This is a genomic window from Nostoc sp. NMS8, from assembly GCF_017115045.1.
Classification (GTDB): Bacteria; Cyanobacteriota; Cyanobacteriia; order Cyanobacteriales; family Nostocaceae; genus Nostoc.
This window is the reverse complement of the sequence record NZ_JABXKK010000088.1, coordinates 92579-116586: the sequence shown is the minus strand read 5'-3', so window position 1 is coordinate 116586 and position 24008 is coordinate 92579. Positions and strand designations below refer to the sequence as shown.

Sequence of the window (24008 nt, the reverse complement as noted above, 5' to 3'; positions counted from 1 at the left end):
ATCGCTGAACTAATCGGTTCAGTTTAGCTGTTTAGGGAATTCGCCAACGGTATCCGAGCCGTAGGGGATCGCCAGGGTTCGTTGAAGTTTCATCTGCTTCTCGAATCATATCGTAGGCTTCCCTACCACCCAGTTGCCAAGCTAATTCGCCCCAGAGTGTGCGGACAACTGTGCCATCTTTTTTATGTTGAGGCTGACCGGGAGAAATTTTATTTCCTACCAGCACTGCTGTGTTAACTTTTGGAAAAAATGTGTATAGTCTCAGGGTAATTTGATCCCTGGAAGAGTTGCTCAAGCTATGGGTGGAGTTTTCGCGGCGATTGGTACTCCCACCTCTGCACCCAAACCTCGTGGAAAGTCCCTTGGTTGGCAACTAGGAAAAAAGTGTCACCGTAAAAACCGATGCCAGATTGTTAAAAAAACTGTAACACCACCACGCAAAGAACCATCAATTGCAGTTTAATACTCAAGATTATTCATAATTTCCACTAAGTCTCTGATTAAATCAGCTCTGCTGGGTCATTTTGCACGCTCAATTGCCCGTAGCTCATTCCTTGATAGTTTCCGTGTGGTTTCTCCAGCTTTTGGTCGATATATTTGGCTATCTCAACCTGAAGAAGCCACTCCACTATCAATGGGATATCGTCTATCCGCTCGGAACTTATTTTTACTTCTGTCTCGTTCATGGATGCACCTTATCCAAACACAATCTCTTTGTTCACACTACGCGCCAATTTACTCCCATCATGCCTTTGCTTCAAACAAAAATCGTCTTAAGCGTTACCCTCAATGCATTAATTCCTTTCAGCCCTTCAAAATCAGCGAACGGACAGTTCATAGGCTAAGTTTAGCATTCACCAACTGCAATCAGCTTTTGTGCATTCTCCAAAAATTGAACAATTTATCGGTGGCAATATTCGTTGTTTGTTTGACAAAGTTAGCAAAACCGTAATCATTATCCCACAAGGAGAATGGACGAAATGGCAGTTTTTCGCAGACTTCTTTTAAATGTGCTGGAAAGTGATAATTTACCTTTTATAGCCAGTTAGTTGTTATATTAATTTGTCTCGATGAGCAGTGTGCTAACGCACATTTTTACTGTGATCAAGGACACATACTTGCAAATTACTGCAACCATATTATCTTCCCTGTAGGGAAAAAATAGGAATAAAATTTGATTAATGAAAAGTTTTCAAAATAAAAGCTTGCCTGGACTAATACATAAGTTTAAGTATGCTTTCAAAATTCAAGCTGCATTCCCATTATGAGAGGTGAATATTAAGACCTCACAATAGCCTAATACTAACAACTTAATATCATTCTAACAACTTGATTTTCAGTTTAGCAACTTGGCATTATTCTAGAAAACTTCCGCTAGTTCGGAAACAAAAGTTAGAGTGAGGAACAGGTTCAATATTATCCTCTAATTTAACAATAAAGGCCGCTATGCAAAGAACAGAAGGCAGACTGCCTTCAGCATAGTTACTACGGCCATTATGAGTAAAAGTTTAAGCCCCACTCCAAATCTCTGATTTGGGGAGCCAGCACTGCAATAAGCGTTCCTTGTGTGGGCAATATCATGTATGGTTCAACACTTGTCATGGAAAACAAAGTCAAGCAATTTATAATGTGATTCCTGCCTTCTGGAGTTAGTTACTCTACTTGAAGTCTCCCGAAGTAGAACAACTGTCATCGTCCTGTATTACTCACACCAGGTAAAGATTTACTAGGTGGTATTTTATGCTGTCTTTCACCTTTTTAGAAACGACAACTTCCTTAATGCACATTAAATAAAACTAACAAATTCTATTAACGAAGATTCGTAAAAACTTGAGATTTTAAACACTTTTACCCAGATGAACTTCTTTCTTTTTGCTTTGCACTCGTTAGCACAAAAGCTTGGCAGCACATTCCTGATAAAATTACTACATCTGAGAAATAGGCATTTTTTCTTTTGCGATCTTATTTTATTTTCAATCACACCTTTATTAGCTCTGATTCTACGTTTGGATGACGCTCTGACCATCAATAAATACGTGTTAGAGCTAGTAATTGCAACAATGCTATTTTCAGTAGTCAAATTAACTTTATTGTGGAGTTTTAGTTTTTATAGGCGTTACTGGCGCTACGCCAGTATTGAGGATCTTATACATATCACAATACTGATATTGTGTGCGGTTATCATTCAAGAGTTTTTGTTTTTGGCTTTACACACCATACCTCATTTCTCTATGGAGAAACTGCCACAATCATTACCATTTATTGATGGTTTGCTTTCCTTTGTTTTGATTGGTGGGCTGCGTTTCAGCATTAGGGCAGTGGAAAGAACTAGTCATAAACAAACAGTCTTGAATTCACAGGAGCGGGTATTAATAGTTGGTGCTGGTAGTGCAGGGGTTTCGTTAGTACAAGAAATGCAGATAAATCCGCAGTTAGGTTTTTATCCTGTAGCTTTCATTGACGATGATCCACAAAAGTTCAATGTAAACATTCGTGGTATTCCTGTACTAGGCGATCGCAATTACATAACTGACGTAGTGAAATGTCTGCAAATTCATAAAGTAATAATTGCCATGCCAAGTGTTGCAGGGCAAGTCATTCGGGAAATTGTTGATATTTGTCAAGCAAATGGAATTCAGACTAGTACTCTACCGGGAATACACGAAATCCTCAATAGTCCTGTGCGAATAGACAGCATTCGCGATGTACGTATTGAGGACTTACTCAGACGCGAACCTGTGCAGACAGACATTCAAATAGTTGCCCAATTTCTTAAAGGTAAGAAAGTATTAATTACAGGTGCAGGCGGGTCAATTGGTAGTGAGCTTTGTCGTCAAATTTGCCAGTGCCGTCCAGCAGAAATTATGCTACTGGGGCACGGAGAAAACTCCGTATTCAATATCCAACAAGAACTAGAGAAAATTGTGGAAGCCATGAAAGAGGATGGCAATGCACAACAATATACTCCTTGTATATTGGGCTTAATCGCTGATATTCGCTTTGAAGAACGAATAAATCATGTTTTTGAGCAATTCCAACCCCATGTGATTTTTCATGCTGCTGCCCACAAGCATGTCCCCCTGATGGAATTAAATTCCCCAGAAGCCATCACCAACAATGTGATTGGGACAAAAAATTTGTTGGAAATGGCTCTGCGGTACGATGTTCCACATTTTGTGATGATTTCCACAGATAAGGCAGTTAATCCCACTAATGTAATGGGAGCCAGTAAAAGAGTTGCAGAAATGTTGGTGTTGCAAGCCGCAAGACAAAGCGGTAAGCATTATGTTGCAGTGCGTTTTGGTAATGTTTTAGGAAGTCGGGGTAGCGTAGTTCCCACCTTCAAAAAACAAATTGCAGCAGGTGGCCCAGTCAAAGTTACCCATCCTGATATCTGCCGTTACTTTATGACCATACCGGAAGCGGTACAACTAGTTTTACAAGCAGTGGTGCTGGGTCGTAGTGGCGAAGTGTTAATGCTAAATATGGGCAAGCCAGTAAAAATTGTTGACTTAGCAAAAGAACTCATTCGTCTTTCAGGATATGAAGTTGATAAAGACATTAAAATTACCTTTACAGGACTACGACCTGGGGAAAAGTTATTTGAGGAGTTGTTTATTGAAGGAGAGGAGTACGAACCAACCCAACACGACAAATTGTTAGTTGTGAAAAATGCTAGTCGGATTATTCCTGACAATATAAATGTTATTTTAGAGGCTTTGTGTAAAGCAGCAGATAAGAATGATGGAAATTCTATTATGTTTTTGCTTGAGCAAATTGTACCAGGATACAGAACAAAATACTTACCAAATCAACTGCCATTAAAGGTATATGCAAGTAAATAAGCCCTTAACACTACGTCGTAACTTTTCCTGGACATTCATTGGTAATGCTGTCTATGCAGTTTGCCAATGGGGAATGTTGGTGTTGCTGGCAAAATTAGGTAATCCAGAAATGATTGGCCAATTTACGTTGGGATTAGCTGTAACAGCACCCGTGATGATGTTTACTAATCTGCAATTACGGGTGATTCAAGCTACAGATGCGAAGTGTCAATTTCAATTTCATGATTATTTAGGACTTCGCATTTTGTCAACTATTTTAGCACTCATATTCATTATCATTATTGTACTAGGTGTTAATTATCCCCCAAACACAGCACTCATTATCCTGTTTGTAGGGCTTGCAAAAGCAGTGGAATCTATAAGTGATGTCTGCAATGGATTGCTACAAAAATCAGAACAGATGGATCGCATTGCCATTTCATCAATGTTACGGGGTGCCCTAGCATTGTTATTGGCAGGTGTCTGTGTAAGTTTATCAAGGAGCGTATTGTCGGCAACCGTAGGCATGTTGATCGCCTGGATAATCGTCTTAATATTTTACGATTTGGGTAATGCGGTTGGGATACTGCAACAGCAATTTTTCAACACCACAATCAGTTCATCCAACTGGCTGCGGATTATGCAACCTCGGTGGTATGGCAAAACATTAACCCAGCTAATTCAACTGGCTCTTCCTATGGGAATAGTAATGATGCTGATTTCTCTTAATACCAACATTCCTCGCTACTTTATTGAACACTATTTAGGAGAGCGCGAATTAGGAATTTTTGCTGCGATCGCATACCTTATGTATGCAGGACAAACGGTAGAAGCAGCGCTCGGACAATCTGCCAGTCCCAGACTTTCCCAATACTACACAGATGGTAAAAAAAATGCGTTCATCAATTTACTTCTGAAGCTGATTGGCATTGGTGTACTCATCGGAGTAATCGGCATTGGTATTGCCGGAGTGGCTGGAAAAGAAATTCTTAGGTTACTCTATACTGCCGACTATGTGGAATATGTAGAGATATTTGTGTGGATCATGGTAACAATGATGGTTGAATATGTTGCTTCCTTCTTATGTTACGGCTTAATTGCAGCTCGTCACTTACGAGTGCAAGTACCTCTGTTTATTACGGTTACTAGTACATCGACGATCGCTTGTTTTTGGTTAGTACCTATCTATGGACTCAAAGGAGCGGCAATATCGTTGCTCATTGCAACCGTTGTCAGAGCTATCATTAGTGGGTGCTTGATGGTACATGCCATACATAAGCTACCTACTATGAGTTCTTCAGAGGTTAGTTAACCTACTTTGTGAAAGATAATAATTCAGAACAATAACAGATGATTAAAGAAATAGCATTCTCACTCTACACTCTTCAGAAAAAAGTCATACTCATTTTTCTAGTGATTATCTGCTCGTTTATTGCACCTATAATAGCTGGTTTCAATTCTTCACTCTCCAGTAACGAGAGCATGATCATCACTTATCCATACTCTGCTTCTGCCCATGCAAGTGATACTTACTTAGTCACTGTTAATGGCAATCCATTATTTGTAGAGAAATATAATTCTTTGAGCTATGTGCACTTCTCATTCGTAGGACAAGCTTATATAGAAATTATTGCCAAAGAGAATATTAACAACTACACACTTAGTCCTAAGAGTTACAATATTAAATCAAAAAAAAATAGAAATAGTATTTCCTTCTTGCTAACTACACCAAGGAAACTCATTCTTCACAAAGTTAATTTATTAAATGAGAAATTATTTATTTTGGCAGATTCAATTGAAGAGCATCCCCCACAACTTGGAGATGCAAATGTCAGAAATATCATGCAGTATAGTGTTGATAATACAGGCAGAGAAGATAACACATTAAAAATTCAGCGAGCGATCAATGATGTTGCCATTACATCTGGCGTTCTCTATTTCCCTCCGGGTGTATACAAAACAAAGCAAATCAACTTGAGGAGTAATATCACCTTATATTTAGCAGGGGGATCAGTCATTGAAGCCACTAAGGATATCAACCCATCTTATGGGAGAGGGCTTATTGTAATGAACAATGTCAGGAATGTGAAACTAACAGGACGTGGAACTATCAATGGTAATGGCTCTCATTGGCGTCCCAAGCGAGGATGGTATAGCTTAATTGAGGCGGTAAATACAAGTAATATTCTCATAGAGGGAATTATTTTGAGAGATCCGGCTGTGGCTAACATTTGGATGAAATATTCAGAGGGGTTGAAAATCTATAATGTTAAGATTTTAGCTGATTCAAATTTTCTGAATACAGATGGCTTTGATTGCTGGTCTTCAAGGAATATTGTCATTGATAACGTGCTTTATAAAGGCACAGATGATGCTACAGCTCTTAAGGGTGACAAGAATGGTTGGATAGAAAATACCGAATATATAAATATCAAAAATTCTGTTTTTTATGGTGGCAACGGCTTTAAGATCGGCACAGAAGTAAAGCAAAATTTCATCAGGCATATTACCTACGAGAATATTGATATTGTATTGGCAAATGAAATGTCTGGATTTTGGCCAATCACGGGAGCAAATTTTGAGGATATTTACTTCAAAAATATTCGTGTTGAACAAATACTTAGTGTAGCAGAAACTGATAAGTCTGCCTCTTTATTCCAGTGGCGTATTATGGTAGGCAAATGGGAACCAGATTCCTCTACTATTAAACTAGGTTATATCAGAGACGTTCACATTTATAATATGATGATTGACCAGCCAGGTGGAGAATTTTCAGTTTTTGAAGGTTATGACAAGCAAAGAAATATTGATGGAATAGTTTTTGAAAATTTATATATTCGGGGAAATTTAGTCACTAAACTTGAAGAGGCTTTTTTTAAATTTTTTCCTAGCAAGAAAGATGGGAGTTATCATATTAAACTGAAGTTTGCTTATAGTAATCCTTCAATTGTGAACATTATAGTGAAAAAGTTATATGCTACTGGAGCAAGTGCCATTGGGGAATTCTTAATTACTCGGACTGGTGATGTGAGCAAAGCTTTAACATTAAAATATGTATTTGGTGGAACTGCTGAGAATGGAAAAGACTATGAAGCTATTTCAAATAGTATAACAATTCCGGTTGGTGCCTCTTCAAAATCAATAATAATTAAACCTAAAAATAATGATAAACATAAATCTTTGAAAACAGTTATACTGCATCTAGATAATCTTCCAAATAGCAACAAATATATGCTTGGACCAAACGTTGATGGCGTGGTCAATATCAGTAATTTGTAATTTATATTTTGGTATATATAATTATGAATGTATTTGTTAAAATAACTAATTTTGTATTAATGTCTTCTAATATTATTTCAATCAAAATTTTTTCTATCTCGAGTAAGATTATCAGAAACCAGTTATGAATTATCAAAAAATCTCCTCTAAAGACACTTCTTCGGACAGCATAATTATTTCCTTTTTTATCTGCTTATTGATAATATTAGTACTCCTCCAAATATCAGAACAGCTTATACACTGGTTCTTGCTACCAGTCGCACTGAGTGGGATTTTAATAGGTACTGATGCTATTAATTGGCTACGAGGTCGTCTAAATACCTTTGATCCCATTGGTTTACTTGGTTTATTTGGTTTCCATTTCTTTTTCTTAGCTCCCTTGCTCAATGTTAGTCTGGATTATTGGCTGGAACCCTGGTATGTTCCTCCATCAGATTGGAGACCCTGGCTAGGGTGTATGGCAATTTTCAATCTATTGGGTATTTTGGTGTACCGCTTTGCCAGAGGAAATAGTTTGTATCTCTCAGAAAGAGAGCCAAAAAACTCAAAAAGTTGGAAGATTAATCAAAAGAGAACTCTACCAATTATTTGCTTTGCTCTGATTTTCTCTGCTGTCTTACAAATTTCAATTTACCAAAGCTTCGGAGGCTTGGAAAACTATATTAGTGCTGCTACGGACTTAAGTACAAAAAACGCAGGCAGTCAATTTGCTGGCATGGGCTTTCTTTTCATGTTCTCAGAAAGCTTCCCAGTTTTAGCCATGATAGGGTTTGCTATCTATAGCCAAAAACATAAGAATTTGAGAAGTTGGCCTGTATTGCTAATAGCTTTAGTTATCTTTTTTATACTACAGATCCTATTTGGGGGTTTGCGCGGTAATCGTAGCAATACACTGTGGGGTTTGTTCTGGGCATTAGGTATTATCCACTTTTGGATTCGACCAATTTCAAAAAAAGGAATTGTCTCTGCCCTAGTCGTGATATTTTTCTTCCTTTATCTGTATAGTTTCTTCAAAGAAGCAGGTTTGAAGGGAATTGAGATAGCTATAATAGGTTCTCAAGAAGAACGTATAAACTTCCAAGAAAATACTGGTAGAACATGGGAAAGTGTAGTATTGGATGACCTTGGAAGAGCAAGTATTCAGGCTTTTTTGCTTTATAGAATAATGCGTTACAACAGTGATTATGAATTTGCTTGGGGTAGAACCTATTTTGCAGATGTATCTATTCTCGTTCCTAAGTCTATTTGGCCCAAAAAACCACCTGATAAATATTTGGACGGCATAAGAGCAGAATCTGGACTTTTGCCAGAACAATACGATCCTAATGATTGGATAAGTTCAAAAGTATACGGTCTAGCCGGTGAATCAATGCTTAATTTTGGACCATTTTCTATACCATTTTTTTTTATTGTTCCAGGAATTATTACAAGAGTAGTACGCTGCTATGTATTTAGCTGGAAATTCCCAGATAGTCGGCTGCTAATATTACCCTTGTTAATAAATCTTTGCTTTTTATGTTTGATGAATGATCTTGATATTATTATTTTTTTTATAGTTAAAAACGGCGTTTTTCCTGGTCTAATTTTGTTCGCTGTTAGCGATAGAGAAATAAATATGGTCAAACCGAATACTTAGATACATACTTAAGTTTAGGTATAATATGAAACTAGTCATTGCTCTTGAACATCGTTTTAGCAGCACACCCGATGGCAAAGTGTGGACACAAACAACTTTTCCCTATGCATTCTGGCAGCGTTATTTAGAAGTCTTCGATCATGTATGTGTTGTAGCTCGCGTTTGTCAAGTTGGATCTGTAACCTCTAATTGGAAGCAGGCTGATGGCGATCGCGTTTTCTTTGCTGCTGTACCCTACTACATTGGTCCGATGCAATATTTGCTGCGATCGCCCCAGGTAAAGCGTGTTGCACAAGATGCTGTCGGAGCAACAGATGCAGTGATTTTGAGAGTAGGTTCTCAAATTGCCTCTTGTATCGAACCTAAGTTGCGTGCTGTGCATCATCCCTATGCTGTAGAAGTGGTTGCCGATCCCTACGATGTCTTTGCTCCTGGCTCCGTTAGACATCCTTTACGATCATTTTTCCGTTGGTTTTTTCCCCAGCGATTGCGGAGTCAGTGTGCTGGAGCTTGTGCAGCAGCCTATGTCACCAAACAAGCTTTACAGGCTAGATACCCTTGTTCTCACTATTCAGTAGGAATATCAGACGTAGATATTTCAGAGGATTTCTTAGTTTTGACTCCCCGTCGATTTGGTCAGGAGGCGAGGACTTTAAATCTGATCTTTGTAGGCACCTTGGCTCAACTCTATAAAGCTCCTAACATACTGATCAATGCTGTAGCTAGCTGTGTGCAAGCGGGGATAGACCTGAAATTGACTATGGTTGGTGATGGTAAGCACAGAAAAGAACTAGAGGCACAAGCAGTAGCATTGGGCTTAGGGGAGCGAGTCTGTTTCCGTGGTCAGTTGTCGGCTGGGAAAACTGTAACCGCGGCATTGGATCAAGCTGATCTATTTGTTCTACCCTCGTACCAAGAAGGCTTACCAAGAGCAATGGTAGAGGCGATGGCGCGGGCATTACCATGCATCGGTTCTACAGTCGGTGGCATTCCTGAACTACTACCTCCTGAAGATATGGTATTACCTGGTGATGTGGATGCTTTAGCTAACAAAATTCGAGAGGTAGTTACTAATCCAGAACGTATGACTCAGATGTCTGCTCGCAACTTAGAGAAAGCTAAAGAGTACAGAGATGAAGTACTCCGAGAGCAGCGAATTGAATTCTATCTTTACGTCCGAGAGAAAACCGAAGCGTGGATCAACCAACGACTATGAAACGCCTTTTAATTGTCACTACTATTTCATCAACTCTCCGCGCTTTTTTGCTTCCTTTTGCCTATCATTTTCGTGCTCAAGGTTGGCAAGTGGATGCAATGGCTCAGGGAGTTTCAAATTGTAATGAGTGCAAGCAAGCTTTTGATCTTGTCTGGGAAGTGGAATGGTCGCGTAACCCTCTAGATCCCAAGAACTTGCTGGCGGCTCCGTTAATTATTCAAGAGTTAATGGCGCAAGAAAAATACGATCTCGTTCACGTACATACGCCAGTAGCTGCTTTTGTGACTCGATATGCCCTCAAGGATTTGAGCAAGCAAAGAAAGTGCAAGGTGATATATACTGCACACGGTTTTCACTTTCATCGTGGTGGGCAACTCTTAAAAAATATTGTCTTTCTAGGCTTGGAGAAATTGGCTGGATTGTGGACAGACTACCTAGTTGTGATTAATCGTGAGGATGAGTTAGCAGCAAAGCAATACCATATTTTGCCATCCGAACGAGTTCGCTATATGCCTGGAATTGGTGTAAATCTTGACCATTACAGTCCCCAAGAGGTTCCTGAAGGAGAAGTAGTTCGGGTACGTGAGGAATTGGGATTATCTCCAGAAAATCCACTATTGCTGTCAGTGGCCGAGTTTATTCCCCGCAAACATCATCGGGATGTGATCCAAGCATTTGCAAAGCTATCTCGACCTAAAGTGCATTTAGCTTTTGCTGGTCGTGGTCCACTTCTCAAAAAAATGCAGCTATTGGCAGCAGATATGGGAGTGAAAAATCAAGTTCATTTTTTAGGTAGGCGGGACGATATTCCAACACTGATGCGAGCTTCAGTAGCGACAATACTGGCTTCAGAACAAGAGGGTCTACCTAGAAGTGTCATGGAGTCTTTGTCTTTAGAAATTCCTGTGATTGGCACGAGAATCCGAGGCACTCAGGAATTGCTAGAAGGAGGCTATGGCCTTCTCGTCGAAACGGGAAATATCAACAAGCTTATGGAAGCTATGGACTGGGTGTTGGAACATCCCCAAGAGGCTCACATGATGGGAAAGCGTGGGCGAGAGCATATTTCTGCTTACGATCTGCGACAGATTTTGAAGCTCCATGAGGATCTCTATACAGTTGCATCTTTTTGTCAGATTTAACAAGGTTAAAATTTCATGGCTAACGCTACCTTAAATTGTCCTTTGTGCTGCTCTAATAACATTCTGCAACGCACGACAGTTGGAACTTTTTTCAAAGTCTGGCGCTGTGGAGAATGTACTTTTACCTGGGTAGACCGCAACGATTTGGCTAGACCAGAAGCGGCGGCTTCTTATGATAATTATGGCTATAACCGACATCTGAGAAGTTCCTTTGAGCAGATGAAGCCTCTTTATATTAAAGGCTTACAACAGAGAATTTCCCGCAGGCTCAGTGATCGCTCTTTACAAAATTGCGCTTTTTTAGATGTTGGCTGTGCCAACGGCGAGTATCTGTGGACGGCGAAGTCGATTGGATTTGGCAGAGTTGCTGGTGTAGAAATTGATTCTTCAGCTGCAAAGCTAGCTAGCGTTTACGGCGAAGTTGTGGATGATGTCGAAAAGTTTGCACCGTTTACTTTTGATGTCGTGCAAATCAAAAATGTTTTGAGCAATATTCCTGATTTTGTTGGTTTTCTCAGTTCTTGCCTCCAAGTTCTCAAGCCTGATGGATTTTTGCTGCTGGATAATCCGAATCAAGACAGTTTGACAGCTTTGCTGCGGAACACTTTGGCGAGGGACTATCAAAAAACGGGACTCTACGGACATTTGCGTCCTCCTCATGTCATTAATGGCTTTAATCTAGCTTCTATCAAGGAGCTTTACCGCCGTTTACATTTAACTCCCACTTATATTTCTACCTCGTACATAGGAACTTCTGTCGTACCCTACTATCCACCAAATTTTACGGCGAAAGTACTAGGATTAACTACTTCGTTTTTTGGAAAAGGATCGCTGCTGATTACCGAGGGAAAATCTAATGTAAATACCTGAATCTCTTTATCAGCTAGATTCTCACCTGTGTAAAACATAATTACCTCTCACCTATCCAAAATGAGCCAACGTATAGTGATAAAGTCTGTCTTAGATATATTGGTGGCTGCGATCGCCCTACTGATTATATCTCCTGTGTTGCTGATAGTGGCGATCGCTATCTACGTCCACATGGGCAACCCGATTGTTTTTTCCCAACAGCGTCCAGGTAAAGATGGTCAGATTTTTACCTGCTATAAATTTCGCACCATGACAAATGATCGCGGCGCGGATGGTGAGTTACTACCTGATAGCGAACGTCTGACAACCTTGGGCAAGTTTTTACGTAAGACGAGCCTGGATGAACTACCCCAGTTATGGAGCGTTCTCCGAGGAGATATGTCTTTCGTAGGCCCTCGACCACTGCTGATCAAATATTTACCTTATTATTCAGAGCAAGAACAAAAGCGTCATTGTGTTCTCCCTGGTATCACAGGTTTAGCGCAGGTTAAGGGACGAAATAAACTTTCGTGGGAAAAACGTTTTCAACTGGATATCGAGTATGTTGAGCAACAGTCATTAGTTTTAGATATTTACATCTTACTAATGACTATTTGGAAGGTAATTGCACGCAGCGACGTTGATGCAGCAACCCAACTCGAAGATTTCGATAAGTACCGTCAAAAACAGATGGAACTCTCTAGACATAGGAGTCAACGCAGGTGAAAACAATGCAAGGGGTGTTTTCACCTCTACAAAGGCTGTTTCTGATTGGCCAACATTTGAACATTGATCTGCGAACCATGCGCGATGACCTCTTCCCGATGACGGGTGGTGGCAACAAAGCCCGGAAAATCATTAAGATTTTGCAGTCAGCCGAAAATCAAGGCTGTAATGCTCTGGTTACCACAGGCGGTATACAATCAAACCACGGCCGCGTGACTGCGTTGGCGGCGGCACAAAGAGGCTGGCGGTGCAAATTGATTTTACACGGCGACAAAAAAGAAGTCGCTAACCCCAAAGGCAACTTACTTTTAATACTCTTAGCTGGCGCAGAAATTGAGATAGTCCAACCTGATGAGATAGCATCAGCAATGCAATCTGCTATGGATGCATTTCGATCTCAGGGGTTAACTCCCTGTGAAATTCCTGGCGGAGGACACTCTGTAACTGGAGCAATGGCTTTTGTGGAAGCTGTTGACGAACTTAAAGAGCAGTGCCAACCAGATGGATGGCAAGCTGACTGGGTGATTTTGGCTAGTGGTACGGGAACAACTCAAGCGGGTTTAATTGTTGGATTGGAACGATTAGGCTGGCAAACGAAGGTACTAGGTATCTCAGTTGCCAGACACAACCCACGCGGAAAAGATATTGTCGAGGAGTCATGTCGAGAATTGCGATCGCATCTCGGTTTGCCGAGCCGAACTGAGACCATTGATTTTCGGGATGACTGGGTTGGGGAAGGCTATGAGCAAGCAGGGACTACTGTACTCTCAGCCATTAGTACCGCAGCTGCAATGGAAGGGCTAATTCTCGATCCTACTTATACCGGTAAAGCCTTCGCTGCTCTATTGGATTTGGTTCACACGGGTGAGATTGCAAAGAATTCCAAAGTACTCTTTTGGCATACAGGTGGTCTGTTGAATATTATGGCCTCAAATTATTTCTCAGGAATAAAAACATGAATGTGTTGTTGACTTGTGCTGGACGCCGCAACTACTTAATTAAGTTCTTCCAAGAGGCACTCCAAAATCGTGGACTGGTATTTGCTGGGGATGCTAGTCTAGACGCTCCGGCACTACAGGAAGCAGATGAAAGTTTTTTGTTACCACCTGTAAATCATAGCGACTACTTCGATCAGCTGCTCGACATCTGCCAACAAAAACAGGTTCGTCTGCTAATCCCGCTGAATGATTTAGAACTACCCTTCTTGGCAAGACAACGCGATCGCTTCCTCAAAGTAGGAACTTTACCAGTCATTTCGTCTCCCGAAATTATCGATACTTGTTTTGACAAATGGGCAACATTTGAATTCTTAAAAACAAATGGCATTCCAGCACCAAAAACCTACTTTTTGCAGGAAGAAGCTCGTCAAGCTCTTGACCAAGGCGAAATTACTTTCCCTTTAGTAGTTAAACCTCGTTGGGGAAGTGCATCTATTGGTATTGAATACCCCGAAGATGATGAGGAATTGGAGTTAGCTTATCGATTTGTAAAGAAACTTCTGGCTAGGACGTTCTTAGCAGAGGTAAGTGCATCTGAACCAGAAAAATGTATCCTCATTCAAGAGCGAATTTACGGTCAAGAATACGGTCTTGATATCATAAATGACTTAGATGGTTGTTACGTCACCACTTTTGTAAAGCGTAAGCTGGGGATGCGAGCTGGAGAGACGGATCGGGCGATTACAGTCGAAGATAACCAACTTAAAAAGCTGGGTGAGAAAATCGGTCAGAAACTTGGTCATATAGGCAACCTTGACTGTGACGTTATTGTGGGTATAGAAGGTTACTATGTAATAGAAATGAACCCACGCTTTGGTGGTGGATATCCATTTTCGCATCAAGCAGGAGGCAATCTCCCGGCAGCTTTAATAGCTTGGGCAAATGGAGAAAAATCTGATTCACGTTGGCTAAAAGTTAACAAGGGTGTCATCAGTTCAAAATGTGAGCGATTAGTAAATATTCAGTCGTTATTAAGAGAATAATGTCTAAACAAATACTCTTGTCAACTCCTCACATGGGCGATCGCAAACTAGAATTCGTCAAAGAAGCCTTTAACACTAACTAAATCGCCTCCGTTGGTTCTTATTTATATAGATGCTTTCGAGCCAGAAATTTGTGAAATAACTGGGGACAGCGCTGCATTTAGCTTTATAATTAGTTGGCGTTGGGTATGAGAATGATGTTTTTTGCTCTACCCTGATATTTGCTGCTAGCGCTAACCCAATTACGTTGAAAAATAAACCTTTTGATAGCAAGCTTATAGTCAGGTTGAATGTTCCAAAATCAAACAGGACTTTTATACAGTATCAAGTGTAATTATGATTGGTATGTGATAGAAGATATATGAAAATTATCGGAACAGATAATGATTTGTGGTGGAAAGTGCTGGCAAAAATCCCTCATGACATTTATCATCTACCTGGATATTTTGAGCTAGAAGCAAAACGGTCTAAAGGATTTCCAGAAGCAATTTTAATCCAGCAAGGTGATAATTTACTCTTTGCCCCTTATATATTACGAAATTGTAATGATATCATACCTAATACCTCATTTGAAACGGACATTTTTGATATTATTTCACCATATGGTTATTCAGGAATATTAATAAGTGATGCTGTGACTCATGCACCAGAATTTGTTGCTTTTGCAATGGCTGAAATGCAGCAAATTTTGAAATCAAAGCATGTATGTTCAGCTTTTTTTCGTTTGCATCCATTTATTAACCATAAGTTGCCAGAACTATTTAAAGAAAATATTTTTCAAGTACATGGACAAACTATTTCTGTGGATTTATCACTAACTGATGCACAAATATGGAATCAAACCAAAGCAGATAGACGAAATAAAATTAATAAATGCAAAAGATTTGGTTTAACTAGTAGAGTAATCAATTTTAATAATTATTATATTGAGGAATTTATAAAAATTTATGAAGAAACAATGCAACGAGTTGGAGCTTTAAAAACGTATTTTGAATTTGATTATGATTACTGCATACAATTGAACAAAAAGTTGGGAAATAGTTTATATCTATGTATTGTAGAGTTTGAAGATACAATAGCATCAATGGGTTTATATAGTGAGTATTGTGGCATTGTTCAAGCTCTTTTCGGTGGTACTAAAACTGAATTCGTTAAACTATCACCCAGTTCTTTAGAAATTGACTATATAAGATTTTGGGCAAGAGAGCGTGGCAATAAAATTTTACACTTGGGTGGTGGTCTTGGCAGTCAAAAAAATAGTATTTATAATTTTAAAGCTAGTTTTTCAAAACAAAGTCATTCTTTTTTAACGATGCAATGGATAATTTCTCAACAAAGCTATTTTCATTTAGTTGATAAAAAAGCAAGATTTTTAAACGTCGAACCACAACATTTACTGGATTTGAATTTTTTTCCTGCTTATCGTTCCTCTATCACGAGAATTTAATTAAATGGATAAACCAATTCTTCTCTCAACTCCTCATATGGGCGATCGCGAACTTGAATTTGTCAAAGAAGCCTTTGAAACTAACTGGATCGCCCCTGTTGGGCCCCATATAGACGCTTTCGAGCAAGAATTTTGTGAAAGAACTGGGGCTAGTAATGCTGCTGCTGTCAGTTCTGGTACCGCAGCTCTACATTTGGCTTTGCAATTAGTTGGCATTGGGTATGGGGATGATGTTTTTTGCTCTACTTTGACGTTTGCTGCTAGCGCCAACCCAATTACGTATCTAGGAGCCAAACCAGTATTTATCGATAGCGATCGCACTTCTTGGAACATGAATCCTGAGTTGTTAGTAGCTGCATTAGCAGCGCGCGATCGCATTGGCAAACTACCCAAAGCGGTTGTACTGGTGCATCTATACGGTCAAAGTGCCGATATCGAACCAATTTTGCAAGCTTGCGATCGCTATGAGGTTCCTTTAATTGAAGACGCAGCCGAAGCATTAGGTGCTACCTACAAAGGGCGTTCCCCTGGAACCTTTGGACGCATTGGGATTTATTCTTTTAACGGCAATAAAATCATCACCACTTCAGGCGGTGGAATGTTAGTTTCCGACAAACCAGAACTGGTAGCAAAAGCCAAGTTTTTGGCAACCCAAGCCCGCGATCCGGCTCCCCATTACCAGCACTCAGAAATTGGCTATAACTATCGTCTGAGCAACGTTTTAGCGGGTATTGGTCGAGGTCAGTTGTGGGTTTTGAGCGATCGCGTAGCAGCTAGGCGACGCAACTTTGAGGTTTATCAGCAAGCTTTAGGCAATCTGCCAGGAATAGAATTCATGCCAGAAGCAGATTTTGGACATGCTACTCGCTGGTTGACTTGTCTAACGATAGATCCAAAAGCCTTTGGTGTAGATCGAGAACAAGTACGTTTAGCACTTGCTAACCAACAAATTGAAGCGCGTCCAGTTTGGAAGCCCTTGCATCTACAGCCTGTGTTTGCTGATTGTGAATGTATTGGCGGCTTTGTAGCAGAAGAGTTATTTACACAAGGTCTTTGCTTACCATCTGGTTCTAACCTGACAGATGAGGATTTGGAGCGGGTAATTGATGCGATCGGCACAGTTTACCATAGCAATCGAACTACTCATCTAGCAAGACATCTTTAATCTGATAAGCTTTGGCAACATTTTAGTATTCGATTGTATATATCTCTACTAATAAAAAAATTAATTTATGGAATCCGAAACATCGTCTTTAACATTTGATAAATATTGGCAAATACTGAAGCGTCGTTGGAGACCAAGTTTAGCTGTTCTTATCCCAACTTTTCTGTTTTTTGTACTGATTTCATCTTTAAAAAAACCTGCTTATGAGGCAGAAGGAAAGCTACTATTTCAAAGAACAAATACTATCTCCTCCTTGACGGGAGTAGGAGAGGGGATAGGGAAGTTAGAAACAGTAACACAGGATCAGAAAACTAATCCTCTAAATACAGAAGCAGAAATTATTAAGTCTGAACCCCTTGTGCAAAAAACTATAGATAGGCTTGTTTTGACAAACGATCAAAAGGAGGCTTTAAAACCAAAAGAATTCCTAAAAAAATTAACCGTTAAAGATATTAAGGGATCTGATATTTTAGAAGTTTCCTACAAGGATAGAGATCCTAAAAAATCTGCTAATGTAGTTAATACGGTAATGAATATCTATTTAGAATACAACGTGTCTTCTCGAAGAAAAGAAGCAGCAGCAGCCCGCAAATTCCTTCAAAAAGAGTTGCCAAATGCAGAATTAATTGTCAGAAGAGCAGAAGGTGAACTAGCAAAGTTTCAAGATAAGAATAAAGTTGTTTCCCTGCAAGAAGAAACAACTAAATCACTAGATTTAATTACAGACTTACAAAAGCAATCTAGCCAGGTTCAATCTCAAATTGCCAATGTCAATGCCCAGTCTCAAGATATTCGTAAGCAGTTGAATATGGATTCAAAACAGGCATTAGTTCAGACTTCCCTGAGTCAATCTTCTGGGTTGCAGGATATTTTCAAAGAAGTCCAGCAGTTAGAGTCTCAACTTGCAACTAGGCGAACTATTTTGCGGGAATCACATCCTGAAATTATTACCTTACAAAATAAGTTAGAAGCTTTAAAAAAGATAATACAACAGCGAAAAATAGAAGTTTTAGGGGCAAATAAAGCACAATTGAATGGTAATTTCCAGATTGGAGCGTTGGAACAACAACTTACTGCAAACCTAATCGGATTGGAGTCAACTCGTATGGGTTTAGTTAGCCAAGCTGCAACTTTATCGAAATTACAAGCAGTTTACAAAGAAAGACTGAAAACTTTGCCCAGATTAGAGCAACAACAGCGCCAGCTAGAACGCAAAGTACAAGCATCACAATCTACATATTCACTTTTGTTGCAAAAATTGCAAGAGAGCCAAATTGCAGAAAATCAGAACGTCGGTAATGCCAGTTTGATAGCTGAAGCTCGAATTCCTGACCAGCCGATTTCTTCTAATATGCTTTCGTATTTGAGTTCAGGTTTACTAGCTGTTATAGCTGCTTTAGCAACTATATATATTTTGGAGGTAAGAGATAAATCTATTAAGACTGTTGATGAAGCAAAAGAATTAATCGGATTAACTTTATTAGGCGTAATTCCTGCCTTTAGCAAGCCTCGAAAATTTAATTTCAAGGATCAAAAGCGAGACTTATCTACCTCAAAATCTGTTGTGCAAGATACTTCTCACTCCTCAATTAGTGAAGCTTACCGGATCTTGCGGACAAATTTAAAGTTTAAATGTGGTGATAAAGAGTTAAAAGTTATTGTTGTGACTAGTTCTGTGCCTAAAGAAGGTAAATCAACAGTAGCAGCTAATTTAGCAATAGTAATGGCACAGATGGAGCATCAAGTTTTACTGGTAGATGGAGATTTCCATCACCCAGTTCAACATCAAATTTGGGAATTAACTAATAATCAAGGTCTGAGTAATCTGATTCTGGAAAAACCCCAAATCAGCACCGTTGTCAAAATGGTTATGAATAATTTATATGTGCTGACTACTGGAGCAGTACCTCCCTGCCCGGCATCTCTGCTTGATTCCAAACGGATGGCTTCTTTGATTCAAAGTTTTGCTAATAACTATGATTTTGTAATTATTGACGCTCCTTCATTAAATGTTGCAGCTGATGCAGCCACTTTGGGCCAAATGACTGATGGCGTTTTGTTGGTAGTTCGTCCTGGGGTAGTTGATTCTGTTCAGGCTGCTGTTGCTTGTGAAATTTTAGAAAAATCCGGTCAGAATGTCCTTGGACAAGTTATTAACGCAGTTGTATAGTCAAGTGTGGCTGTGATTTTTGTCATGGTCACGACCAGATGCAGTTAAATTACAAGAAAGAACTTACGAACATAGTGGCACATCTATAGCGGGAAATAAACCGATTACCATTGGTCAGGGATATAGTACAATTGCCTGGATACCAGGAAATGAGAGGACGCATCCCTCGAAACTCAAGCTGTTGATTCAGCTTTGTACTTGGAATGCGTAGGCGCAGCCCGCCGTAGGCATCGCCACTAAATCTTGGAGCAAATATTCCCAAATCCTTACAGGGAAGTCGTTTGCAAAATTGTACAACATTTTTATTTGTTTTTGGATGGTAGCATGATGAAATTGTAGAACTTTATTTTTTCAAAACTTCTCAGTAGCTAACGATATAATAATGCTTGTAGCCGCGCAAAGGGTACAACTTTTTTAGTTGTTTACATCAGAAGTCGCAAAATTTTTTATATAACATTTATCTAAATATTTACTCCAGTGACGTTGCTACGGAATTGTACCATTTCTTCACTTGCATTAAAATGTACTGCTATTTCCGTCTGTGTCATTTGACATTGAACAGCCCAGAGTAGACCCCGCCGGGGAATCTGGAAACACCCACCTAAATAAGTCGCTTCATCTTCATCGGTCTGTCGGCGCAGAGGAAGCCCAGTATTTGGATCAAAGTGGACAATTTTATGTCTTAATAGCAGGTGTCCAAACTCGTGCATTAGGTTCGACTCGCGTCGTGCGGGAGTATGGCGTGGATTGTTAACAATCCAGAGTGGGTTTTGATTAATAATTCCTGCTGACCATTGGTCGCTATCGAGCAATACCACTACTACACAAGAGTCTAAGCTGAGAATCTGTTCAGGCATCAAAATTTTTGCATTCAGTTGAGCCGCCAGCACATCTGCTGGTAATGGGTCAAATGCCCGTAAATTTAATAAACTACGTTGCTCGGTGGCAATCCCTTCACACCTTTGCCTAAACTTAGTTGGTAAGTTCTCTGTTAGTGTCATAATTTTTTTTTATCCGGGTGTTGGTTGTCGCTTTGTTGAGAATTATCGCGATACGCTGCTTTGACTAATTCTGCTAGTGCATTGGCGATCGCTGGATCGAGTTTTTTAGATGCTCGCAATTGAATTTCTATTGTCTCTAATGTATTGAAGTCAAAAGAGGCTTCGGATTCTTCTGTTTTCTTAAATAGTTCAGATGGTGACGCTTGCAGCCAATTGCAAAGTAATAAAAACGTTTCCATATCTGGCATTTTGCCATTTTCTACTCGTGAAAGTGTAGAAGAACTAATATTACCTATTTCTTTAGCTGTGTCTCGCAGACCCTTGCTCCCTCGCTTCGTCTTCACCATTGCACCCAATAAAGCTGTGTCTAAGTTGTATCCCATACGTACTTACTGTTTCATTTATGAAACGTGTTCCTTTATTGTCTCACATCAGCTATAGTTGTTATGTATTTTTAAAATGACACGTTTCACTAAAGAAACAAAATATCTAAAGGTTGCTTTATACAAAGGAGGTACTTCTTGGATAACAGTGAAATAATCATATTTGATTTGTTGATTGTTGGTTTAGCAGAGTTTTTCCGTCCAGATACTCAATACCAACTCCCTAAATACCCATACCCTGATTTCTTACACCGTGCCTCCAATACTCTGGCATTGAAGATGACAGCTATTCCTTATCCACGTACTTTAGAAGGTTTTTTGGCTCTTTTAGAAAAACCTTTGCAAACATGGTACCCACTGGTAATCCCGAAGGAGTTTGACTCAGAATATGGCTTGATATACGATAGAGCGCTAAGTGAGGAAGCAAGCCAGTATTTTTACGAACAGTTGCTTAAACGAGCGCAACTTCCTGAGTTCGCTTCTGTGAAAGTACAACAAATTGCATTGGAGAACTTTCAGTTTTTGAGGTTGCTGGACAAGCTGCAACAAGCTAACGAAAAGGATGCTGAACGCGCTCAACAGGAATATGTTTTGCTGCGTCAATTTTTGATTACGAATTCTTACACTACTCTAGAGCAGCTTCGTAACACCTTTTCTCAAACACGTTATGTCTCTATTGATGATGTCGGCGAACTGTACGAAGACTGTAAGGAAAATGAATCTTATTGGTGCTGCGATCGCTGCGGCCCTTTAATTAAAAAACATGGACATCTACGTGGCATTAAGCCAAGCGTTTGCAATGACCATCGTAAAAACTTGTCCCATGTCCGGCGCATTTCTTGGAAGCAAGGTCTGCGTCGCCTCAAGTTTGGTATTCACTGGCGTGTCTGTTTGCCTGGAATCCCAGAGATACATCTGTTTGAGGCTTTAAAAAAGCTGCATAAACAACAGCCAGAACATCTTTGCGAAGTTCAACTGTGGCCTGGTATTGACCGTTACGACTTACAATTACGTTTTGGTGATGGCTCAGTGTGGGCTGTAGATATCAAAGACTACCGAAATCCGTATGATTTGGCTTTGCAACTGAAGCCGATATTCGGAGAAGGCTATTTGCGCTACGACGAAAGTTTTTATGTTATTCCTAGCCATCGTCTGCATCAGCGCCAAGATTACATCGAAATTCTGCGTGAAGAAGCAACAGGATTGCCAAAAAGCACCCATCTTTTCAGTGATACAGTTTTTGAAGAACGAGTCAGCACCAAGATAATGCATTTGAGTAAAGGGAAATAGCATTATGAGTCAAATGACATTATTTGAGCCACCTGCTATTTTTACAGAGCGTGTAAAAGAATTGAAAGATAACTCTGAGCTAAATCGAGAGCAAGCCCAATTATTACTTCAGGTAGAACTTGGCTTTGCCTTGATGGAACGTTTAGAAATCGATGATGAACCAGTAACAGCAGTTTGGGCAATACTCAGTGGTACGCCTTTGCGACACCCATGTTTACAAAACTTAGATGAGGTGCAACGGCGTGCAGTTGCTAACGCTCGGCAAATTATTCCGTTTTCTGCACGTTTTGCATGGTTGGGGGCATTACGTTTCTACGTCCGCAATATTCCGCAAAATAGACGTAACTATGATTTTGATATCCAGGATTTAGATTCTCAGATTATTCATGCTGCGAAACATCTTAGGGATCAAGTCAACCAAAATGTATACGAAAACTCTCTGAGTGCGGATTTGGATTTTCGCCAACGCAGGGTTGAACACGCAGAGGCAGGAGTCGGATACCAATTCCAGGCTAAGACAGAAAAAGAAACAGTCACAATGCAAGTACAGTTCACACCAGAACATTTAAGTACAGCACGACAACAATCTTGGTTTCCCAGACCACGCTCTCGTGAGCCTTTTTCATTGCGAATTCCAGATTTAGAATCAAATGCAGAGTTCCTCGATCGCCGCGAACAGTTACTCGCACGCCGATATGGTTGGCATGAAACACAAAAGGGACACTGGGTAAGCCGTTTTCGCAAAATCAACTTTCATAAAATTCAGGAAGACGGTACGCTTAGTGAGCGGAATACAGAACCACTAGAGTTGGATGGTTTTGTACATCTTGCGGGACAGGTTGCCTCTGGAAAGTCTACCCTGTCAACGTTGCTTGCCGTCGATGTTTTGCGAAATCACCTTGATCGCCGCATCACATTGGTTGTCAGTGATGTACAGTCGGCAATTCGGTTAGCAAATCAAATTAATTGGTGGTTCTGTGACGATCCAGAAAACGATGAACCTGTTGCAGTACCGTTACTAGGGCGCAGTAAACGAGACGCGCACCTAAAAAGTTTCTATGCCTCGAAAGACTTTCAGGAACACTGGCAACGCGGACAACCACACTGGGGCGATCGCTTTTTGGGGACAGCTTGTGCTTTACAAGGATTGCTACAGTCTAGCGACATCTTCGACCGTTTGCACGGCAAGCCACTCAAGCCTGGAAACGAGCCATGTCACTCTTTGAAAGAAGCACCAAAAAGTGAAAGTGAGCGTAAAAAACAAAACAATTACCCTGGTGTGTCTCACTTGTGTCCGTTTTTTGCCACCTGCCCATCACAGCAGGTATATCGTGATATGCCTGCTGCCCGTGTTTGGATTACCACTCCAGGTGCAATGGCAATGGCTGGTTTGCCACGTCATCTAGAATTACGTCCGATCAAGATAGGGGAACTCGTTTATCAACATTCCGATATTGTCGTATTCGATGAAGTAGACACAGTGATTAAGTGGTTTGATGACGTATATGCTGAGAAAGTTTTATTGACAAATGGTGGTGTTTTTGATGACATTGGGGTGAAAACTGAAGATTACATGAGGTTTAACCGTGTCAGCCCACCATTGATGCAGCGATGGACAACCGCAGAACGTCATGTACAAAGTGTAGTCACAGCAACATTAACCCTATTAGATAAACATTTAGGACACGAGTTTTTACGTAAATGGATAGAACGTGGTTATTTCACACCTAATTCTCTCCTCTACAAATTTGCTCGTCGCCTTGCTGGGCTTGAAGAGTTAGATCATCCTGATGTTACTGAGCAAGAAATTAAAGCTAATAACCAACGTGTACAGGACATAATGCAATATTTTGACGCATTACTCGACGACGATCCATTACTTGGGCAGCCTTGATCCAA

At 40.1% G+C, this 24008-nt stretch carries 20 protein-coding genes and 2 pseudogenes; 18 read left to right on the top strand and 4 right to left on the bottom strand.

The annotated features are described in order from the left end of the window. Positions 1-31 precede the first annotated feature (31 nt). Positions 32-295: a hypothetical protein gene (locus tag HWQ39_RS18040; RefSeq protein ID WP_292847844.1), complete on the bottom strand. Its 264-nt coding sequence runs from the start codon at positions 293-295 to the stop codon at positions 32-34. Between HWQ39_RS18040 and HWQ39_RS18035 the strand changes: the two are divergent. Beyond that, positions 260-463 (top strand): annotated as a pseudogene (locus HWQ39_RS18035) (transposase); the annotation flags it as partial. The gene HWQ39_RS18040 and the pseudogene HWQ39_RS18035 overlap by 36 nt on opposite strands. Before the next feature lie 37 nt (positions 464-500). On the opposite strand, the gene HWQ39_RS18030 reads toward HWQ39_RS18035, so the two are convergent. After that, positions 501-686, bottom strand: coding sequence for a hypothetical protein (locus HWQ39_RS18030; RefSeq protein WP_292847838.1), 186 nt, complete (start codon positions 684-686; stop codon positions 501-503). 1170 nt (positions 687-1856) lie between these two features. Here HWQ39_RS18030 and HWQ39_RS18025 point away from each other — a divergent pair. From HWQ39_RS18025 to HWQ39_RS17955, 15 genes and pseudogenes are all read left to right on the top strand, one after another. Next, positions 1857-3845, top strand: a complete 1989-nt coding sequence (locus HWQ39_RS18025; RefSeq protein WP_292847835.1) for a nucleoside-diphosphate sugar epimerase/dehydratase — start codon at positions 1857-1859, stop codon at positions 3843-3845. Beyond that, complete coding sequence (locus tag HWQ39_RS18020) at positions 3832-5136, top strand: oligosaccharide flippase family protein (protein ID WP_292847832.1); 1305 nt, start codon at positions 3832-3834, stop codon at positions 5134-5136. The genes HWQ39_RS18025 and HWQ39_RS18020 overlap by 14 nt, the downstream gene beginning before the upstream one ends. Positions 5137-5174: 38 nt before the next feature. After that, positions 5175-7103 carry a glycosyl hydrolase family 28 protein gene (locus HWQ39_RS18015; RefSeq protein WP_292847829.1) on the top strand — a complete coding sequence of 643 codons (1929 nt, stop codon included), beginning with the start codon at positions 5175-5177 and terminating at the stop codon, positions 7101-7103. Between the two features lie 124 nt (positions 7104-7227). Then, the gene (locus HWQ39_RS18010) at positions 7228-8739 is read left to right on the top strand and encodes a hypothetical protein (RefSeq protein WP_292847826.1); all 1512 of its coding nucleotides are present in this window, start codon (positions 7228-7230) and stop codon (positions 8737-8739) included. Between the two features lie 25 nt (positions 8740-8764). Then, positions 8765-9955 carry a glycosyltransferase family 4 protein gene (locus HWQ39_RS18005; RefSeq protein ID WP_292847824.1) on the top strand — a complete coding sequence of 397 codons (1191 nt, stop codon included), beginning with the start codon at positions 8765-8767 and terminating at the stop codon, positions 9953-9955. Continuing rightward, positions 9952-11097 carry a glycosyltransferase gene (locus HWQ39_RS18000; RefSeq protein WP_292847822.1) on the top strand — a complete coding sequence of 382 codons (1146 nt, stop codon included), beginning with the start codon at positions 9952-9954 and terminating at the stop codon, positions 11095-11097. The genes HWQ39_RS18005 and HWQ39_RS18000 overlap by 4 nt, the downstream gene beginning before the upstream one ends. A 15-nt stretch (positions 11098-11112) precedes the next feature. Beyond that, positions 11113-11967: a class I SAM-dependent methyltransferase gene (locus HWQ39_RS17995; RefSeq protein ID WP_292847820.1), complete on the top strand. Its 855-nt coding sequence runs from the start codon at positions 11113-11115 to the stop codon at positions 11965-11967. 60 nt (positions 11968-12027) lie between these two features. Next, on the top strand, positions 12028-12672 hold the full coding sequence (locus HWQ39_RS17990) for a sugar transferase (RefSeq protein ID WP_292847817.1): 645 nt from the start codon (positions 12028-12030) through the stop codon (positions 12670-12672). Between the two features lie 5 nt (positions 12673-12677). Continuing rightward, positions 12678-13631 (top strand): 1-aminocyclopropane-1-carboxylate deaminase/D-cysteine desulfhydrase, encoded by a 954-nt coding sequence (locus HWQ39_RS17985; protein ID WP_292847853.1) that lies wholly within the window; start codon positions 12678-12680, stop codon positions 13629-13631. Then, a complete protein-coding gene (locus tag HWQ39_RS17980) occupies positions 13628-14653 on the top strand; it encodes an ATP-grasp domain-containing protein (protein WP_292847814.1) in 1026 nt (341 codons plus the stop codon). The genes HWQ39_RS17985 and HWQ39_RS17980 overlap by 4 nt, the downstream gene beginning before the upstream one ends. Next, positions 14653-14897: pseudogene (locus HWQ39_RS17975) on the top strand (pyridoxal phosphate-dependent aminotransferase); the annotation flags it as partial. The gene HWQ39_RS17980 and the pseudogene HWQ39_RS17975, both read left to right, overlap by 1 nt. Positions 14898-15014: 117 nt before the next feature. Next, on the top strand, positions 15015-16100 hold the full coding sequence (locus tag HWQ39_RS17970) for a FemAB family protein (protein WP_292847811.1): 1086 nt from the start codon (positions 15015-15017) through the stop codon (positions 16098-16100). 4 nt (positions 16101-16104) lie between these two features. Then, a complete protein-coding gene (locus HWQ39_RS17965) occupies positions 16105-17265 on the top strand; it encodes a DegT/DnrJ/EryC1/StrS family aminotransferase (RefSeq protein WP_292847808.1) in 1161 nt (386 codons plus the stop codon). Positions 17266-17332: 67 nt separating this feature from the next. Further along, positions 17333-19435 (top strand): polysaccharide biosynthesis tyrosine autokinase, encoded by a 2103-nt coding sequence (locus tag HWQ39_RS17960; RefSeq protein ID WP_292847805.1) that lies wholly within the window; start codon positions 17333-17335, stop codon positions 19433-19435. Positions 19436-19454: 19 nt separating this feature from the next. Then, positions 19455-19646: a hypothetical protein gene (locus HWQ39_RS17955; RefSeq protein ID WP_292847802.1), complete on the top strand. Its 192-nt coding sequence runs from the start codon at positions 19455-19457 to the stop codon at positions 19644-19646. A 250-nt stretch (positions 19647-19896) separates the two neighbouring features. Here HWQ39_RS17955 and HWQ39_RS17950 read toward each other — a convergent pair whose 3' ends face one another. Together HWQ39_RS17950 and HWQ39_RS17945 are read right to left on the bottom strand one after the other, a co-directional pair. Next, on the bottom strand, positions 19897-20436 hold the full coding sequence (locus HWQ39_RS17950) for an ImmA/IrrE family metallo-endopeptidase (RefSeq protein ID WP_292847799.1): 540 nt from the start codon (positions 20434-20436) through the stop codon (positions 19897-19899). Continuing rightward, positions 20433-20819, bottom strand: coding sequence for a helix-turn-helix transcriptional regulator (locus HWQ39_RS17945; RefSeq protein ID WP_292847796.1), 387 nt, complete (start codon positions 20817-20819; stop codon positions 20433-20435). The genes HWQ39_RS17950 and HWQ39_RS17945 overlap by 4 nt, the downstream gene beginning before the upstream one ends. 138 nt (positions 20820-20957) lie before the next feature. Between HWQ39_RS17945 and HWQ39_RS17940 the strand changes: the two genes are divergently transcribed. Both HWQ39_RS17940 and HWQ39_RS17935 read left to right on the top strand, forming a co-directional pair. Continuing rightward, positions 20958-22109 (top strand): hypothetical protein, encoded by a 1152-nt coding sequence (locus tag HWQ39_RS17940; protein ID WP_292847793.1) that lies wholly within the window; start codon positions 20958-20960, stop codon positions 22107-22109. A gap of 4 nt (positions 22110-22113) precedes the next feature. After that, on the top strand, positions 22114-24003 hold the full coding sequence (locus HWQ39_RS17935) for a hypothetical protein (RefSeq protein ID WP_292847790.1): 1890 nt from the start codon (positions 22114-22116) through the stop codon (positions 24001-24003). Positions 24004-24008 lie beyond the last annotated feature (5 nt).

Bases quoted from the DNA above. Each gene is read 5' to 3' on its own strand.
- HWQ39_RS18030 (WP_292847838.1), bottom strand. From the start codon at position 686: ATGAACGAGACAGAAGTAAAAATAAGTTCCGAGCGGATAGACGATATC.
- HWQ39_RS18025 (WP_292847835.1), top strand. From the start codon at position 1,857: ATGAACTTCTTTCTTTTTGCTTTGCACTCGTTAGCACAAAAGCTTGGC.
- HWQ39_RS18020 (WP_292847832.1), top strand. From the start codon at position 3,832: ATGCAAGTAAATAAGCCCTTAACACTACGTCGTAACTTTTCCTGGACA.
- HWQ39_RS18015 (WP_292847829.1), top strand. From the start codon at position 5,175: ATGATTAAAGAAATAGCATTCTCACTCTACACTCTTCAGAAAAAAGTC.
- HWQ39_RS18010 (WP_292847826.1), top strand. From the start codon at position 7,228: ATGAATTATCAAAAAATCTCCTCTAAAGACACTTCTTCGGACAGCATA.
- HWQ39_RS18005 (WP_292847824.1), top strand. From the start codon at position 8,765: ATGAAACTAGTCATTGCTCTTGAACATCGTTTTAGCAGCACACCCGAT.
- HWQ39_RS18000 (WP_292847822.1), top strand. From the start codon at position 9,952: ATGAAACGCCTTTTAATTGTCACTACTATTTCATCAACTCTCCGCGCT.
- HWQ39_RS17995 (WP_292847820.1), top strand. From the start codon at position 11,113: ATGGCTAACGCTACCTTAAATTGTCCTTTGTGCTGCTCTAATAACATT.
- HWQ39_RS17990 (WP_292847817.1), top strand. From the start codon at position 12,028: ATGAGCCAACGTATAGTGATAAAGTCTGTCTTAGATATATTGGTGGCT.
- HWQ39_RS17985 (WP_292847853.1), top strand. From the start codon at position 12,678: ATGCAAGGGGTGTTTTCACCTCTACAAAGGCTGTTTCTGATTGGCCAA.
- HWQ39_RS17980 (WP_292847814.1), top strand. From the start codon at position 13,628: ATGAATGTGTTGTTGACTTGTGCTGGACGCCGCAACTACTTAATTAAG.
- HWQ39_RS17970 (WP_292847811.1), top strand. From the start codon at position 15,015: ATGAAAATTATCGGAACAGATAATGATTTGTGGTGGAAAGTGCTGGCA.
- HWQ39_RS17965 (WP_292847808.1), top strand. From the start codon at position 16,105: ATGGATAAACCAATTCTTCTCTCAACTCCTCATATGGGCGATCGCGAA.
- HWQ39_RS17960 (WP_292847805.1), top strand. From the start codon at position 17,333: ATGGAATCCGAAACATCGTCTTTAACATTTGATAAATATTGGCAAATA.
- HWQ39_RS17950 (WP_292847799.1), bottom strand. From the start codon at position 20,436: ATGACACTAACAGAGAACTTACCAACTAAGTTTAGGCAAAGGTGTGAA.
- HWQ39_RS17945 (WP_292847796.1), bottom strand. From the start codon at position 20,819: ATGGGATACAACTTAGACACAGCTTTATTGGGTGCAATGGTGAAGACG.
- HWQ39_RS17935 (WP_292847790.1), top strand. From the start codon at position 22,114: ATGAGTCAAATGACATTATTTGAGCCACCTGCTATTTTTACAGAGCGT.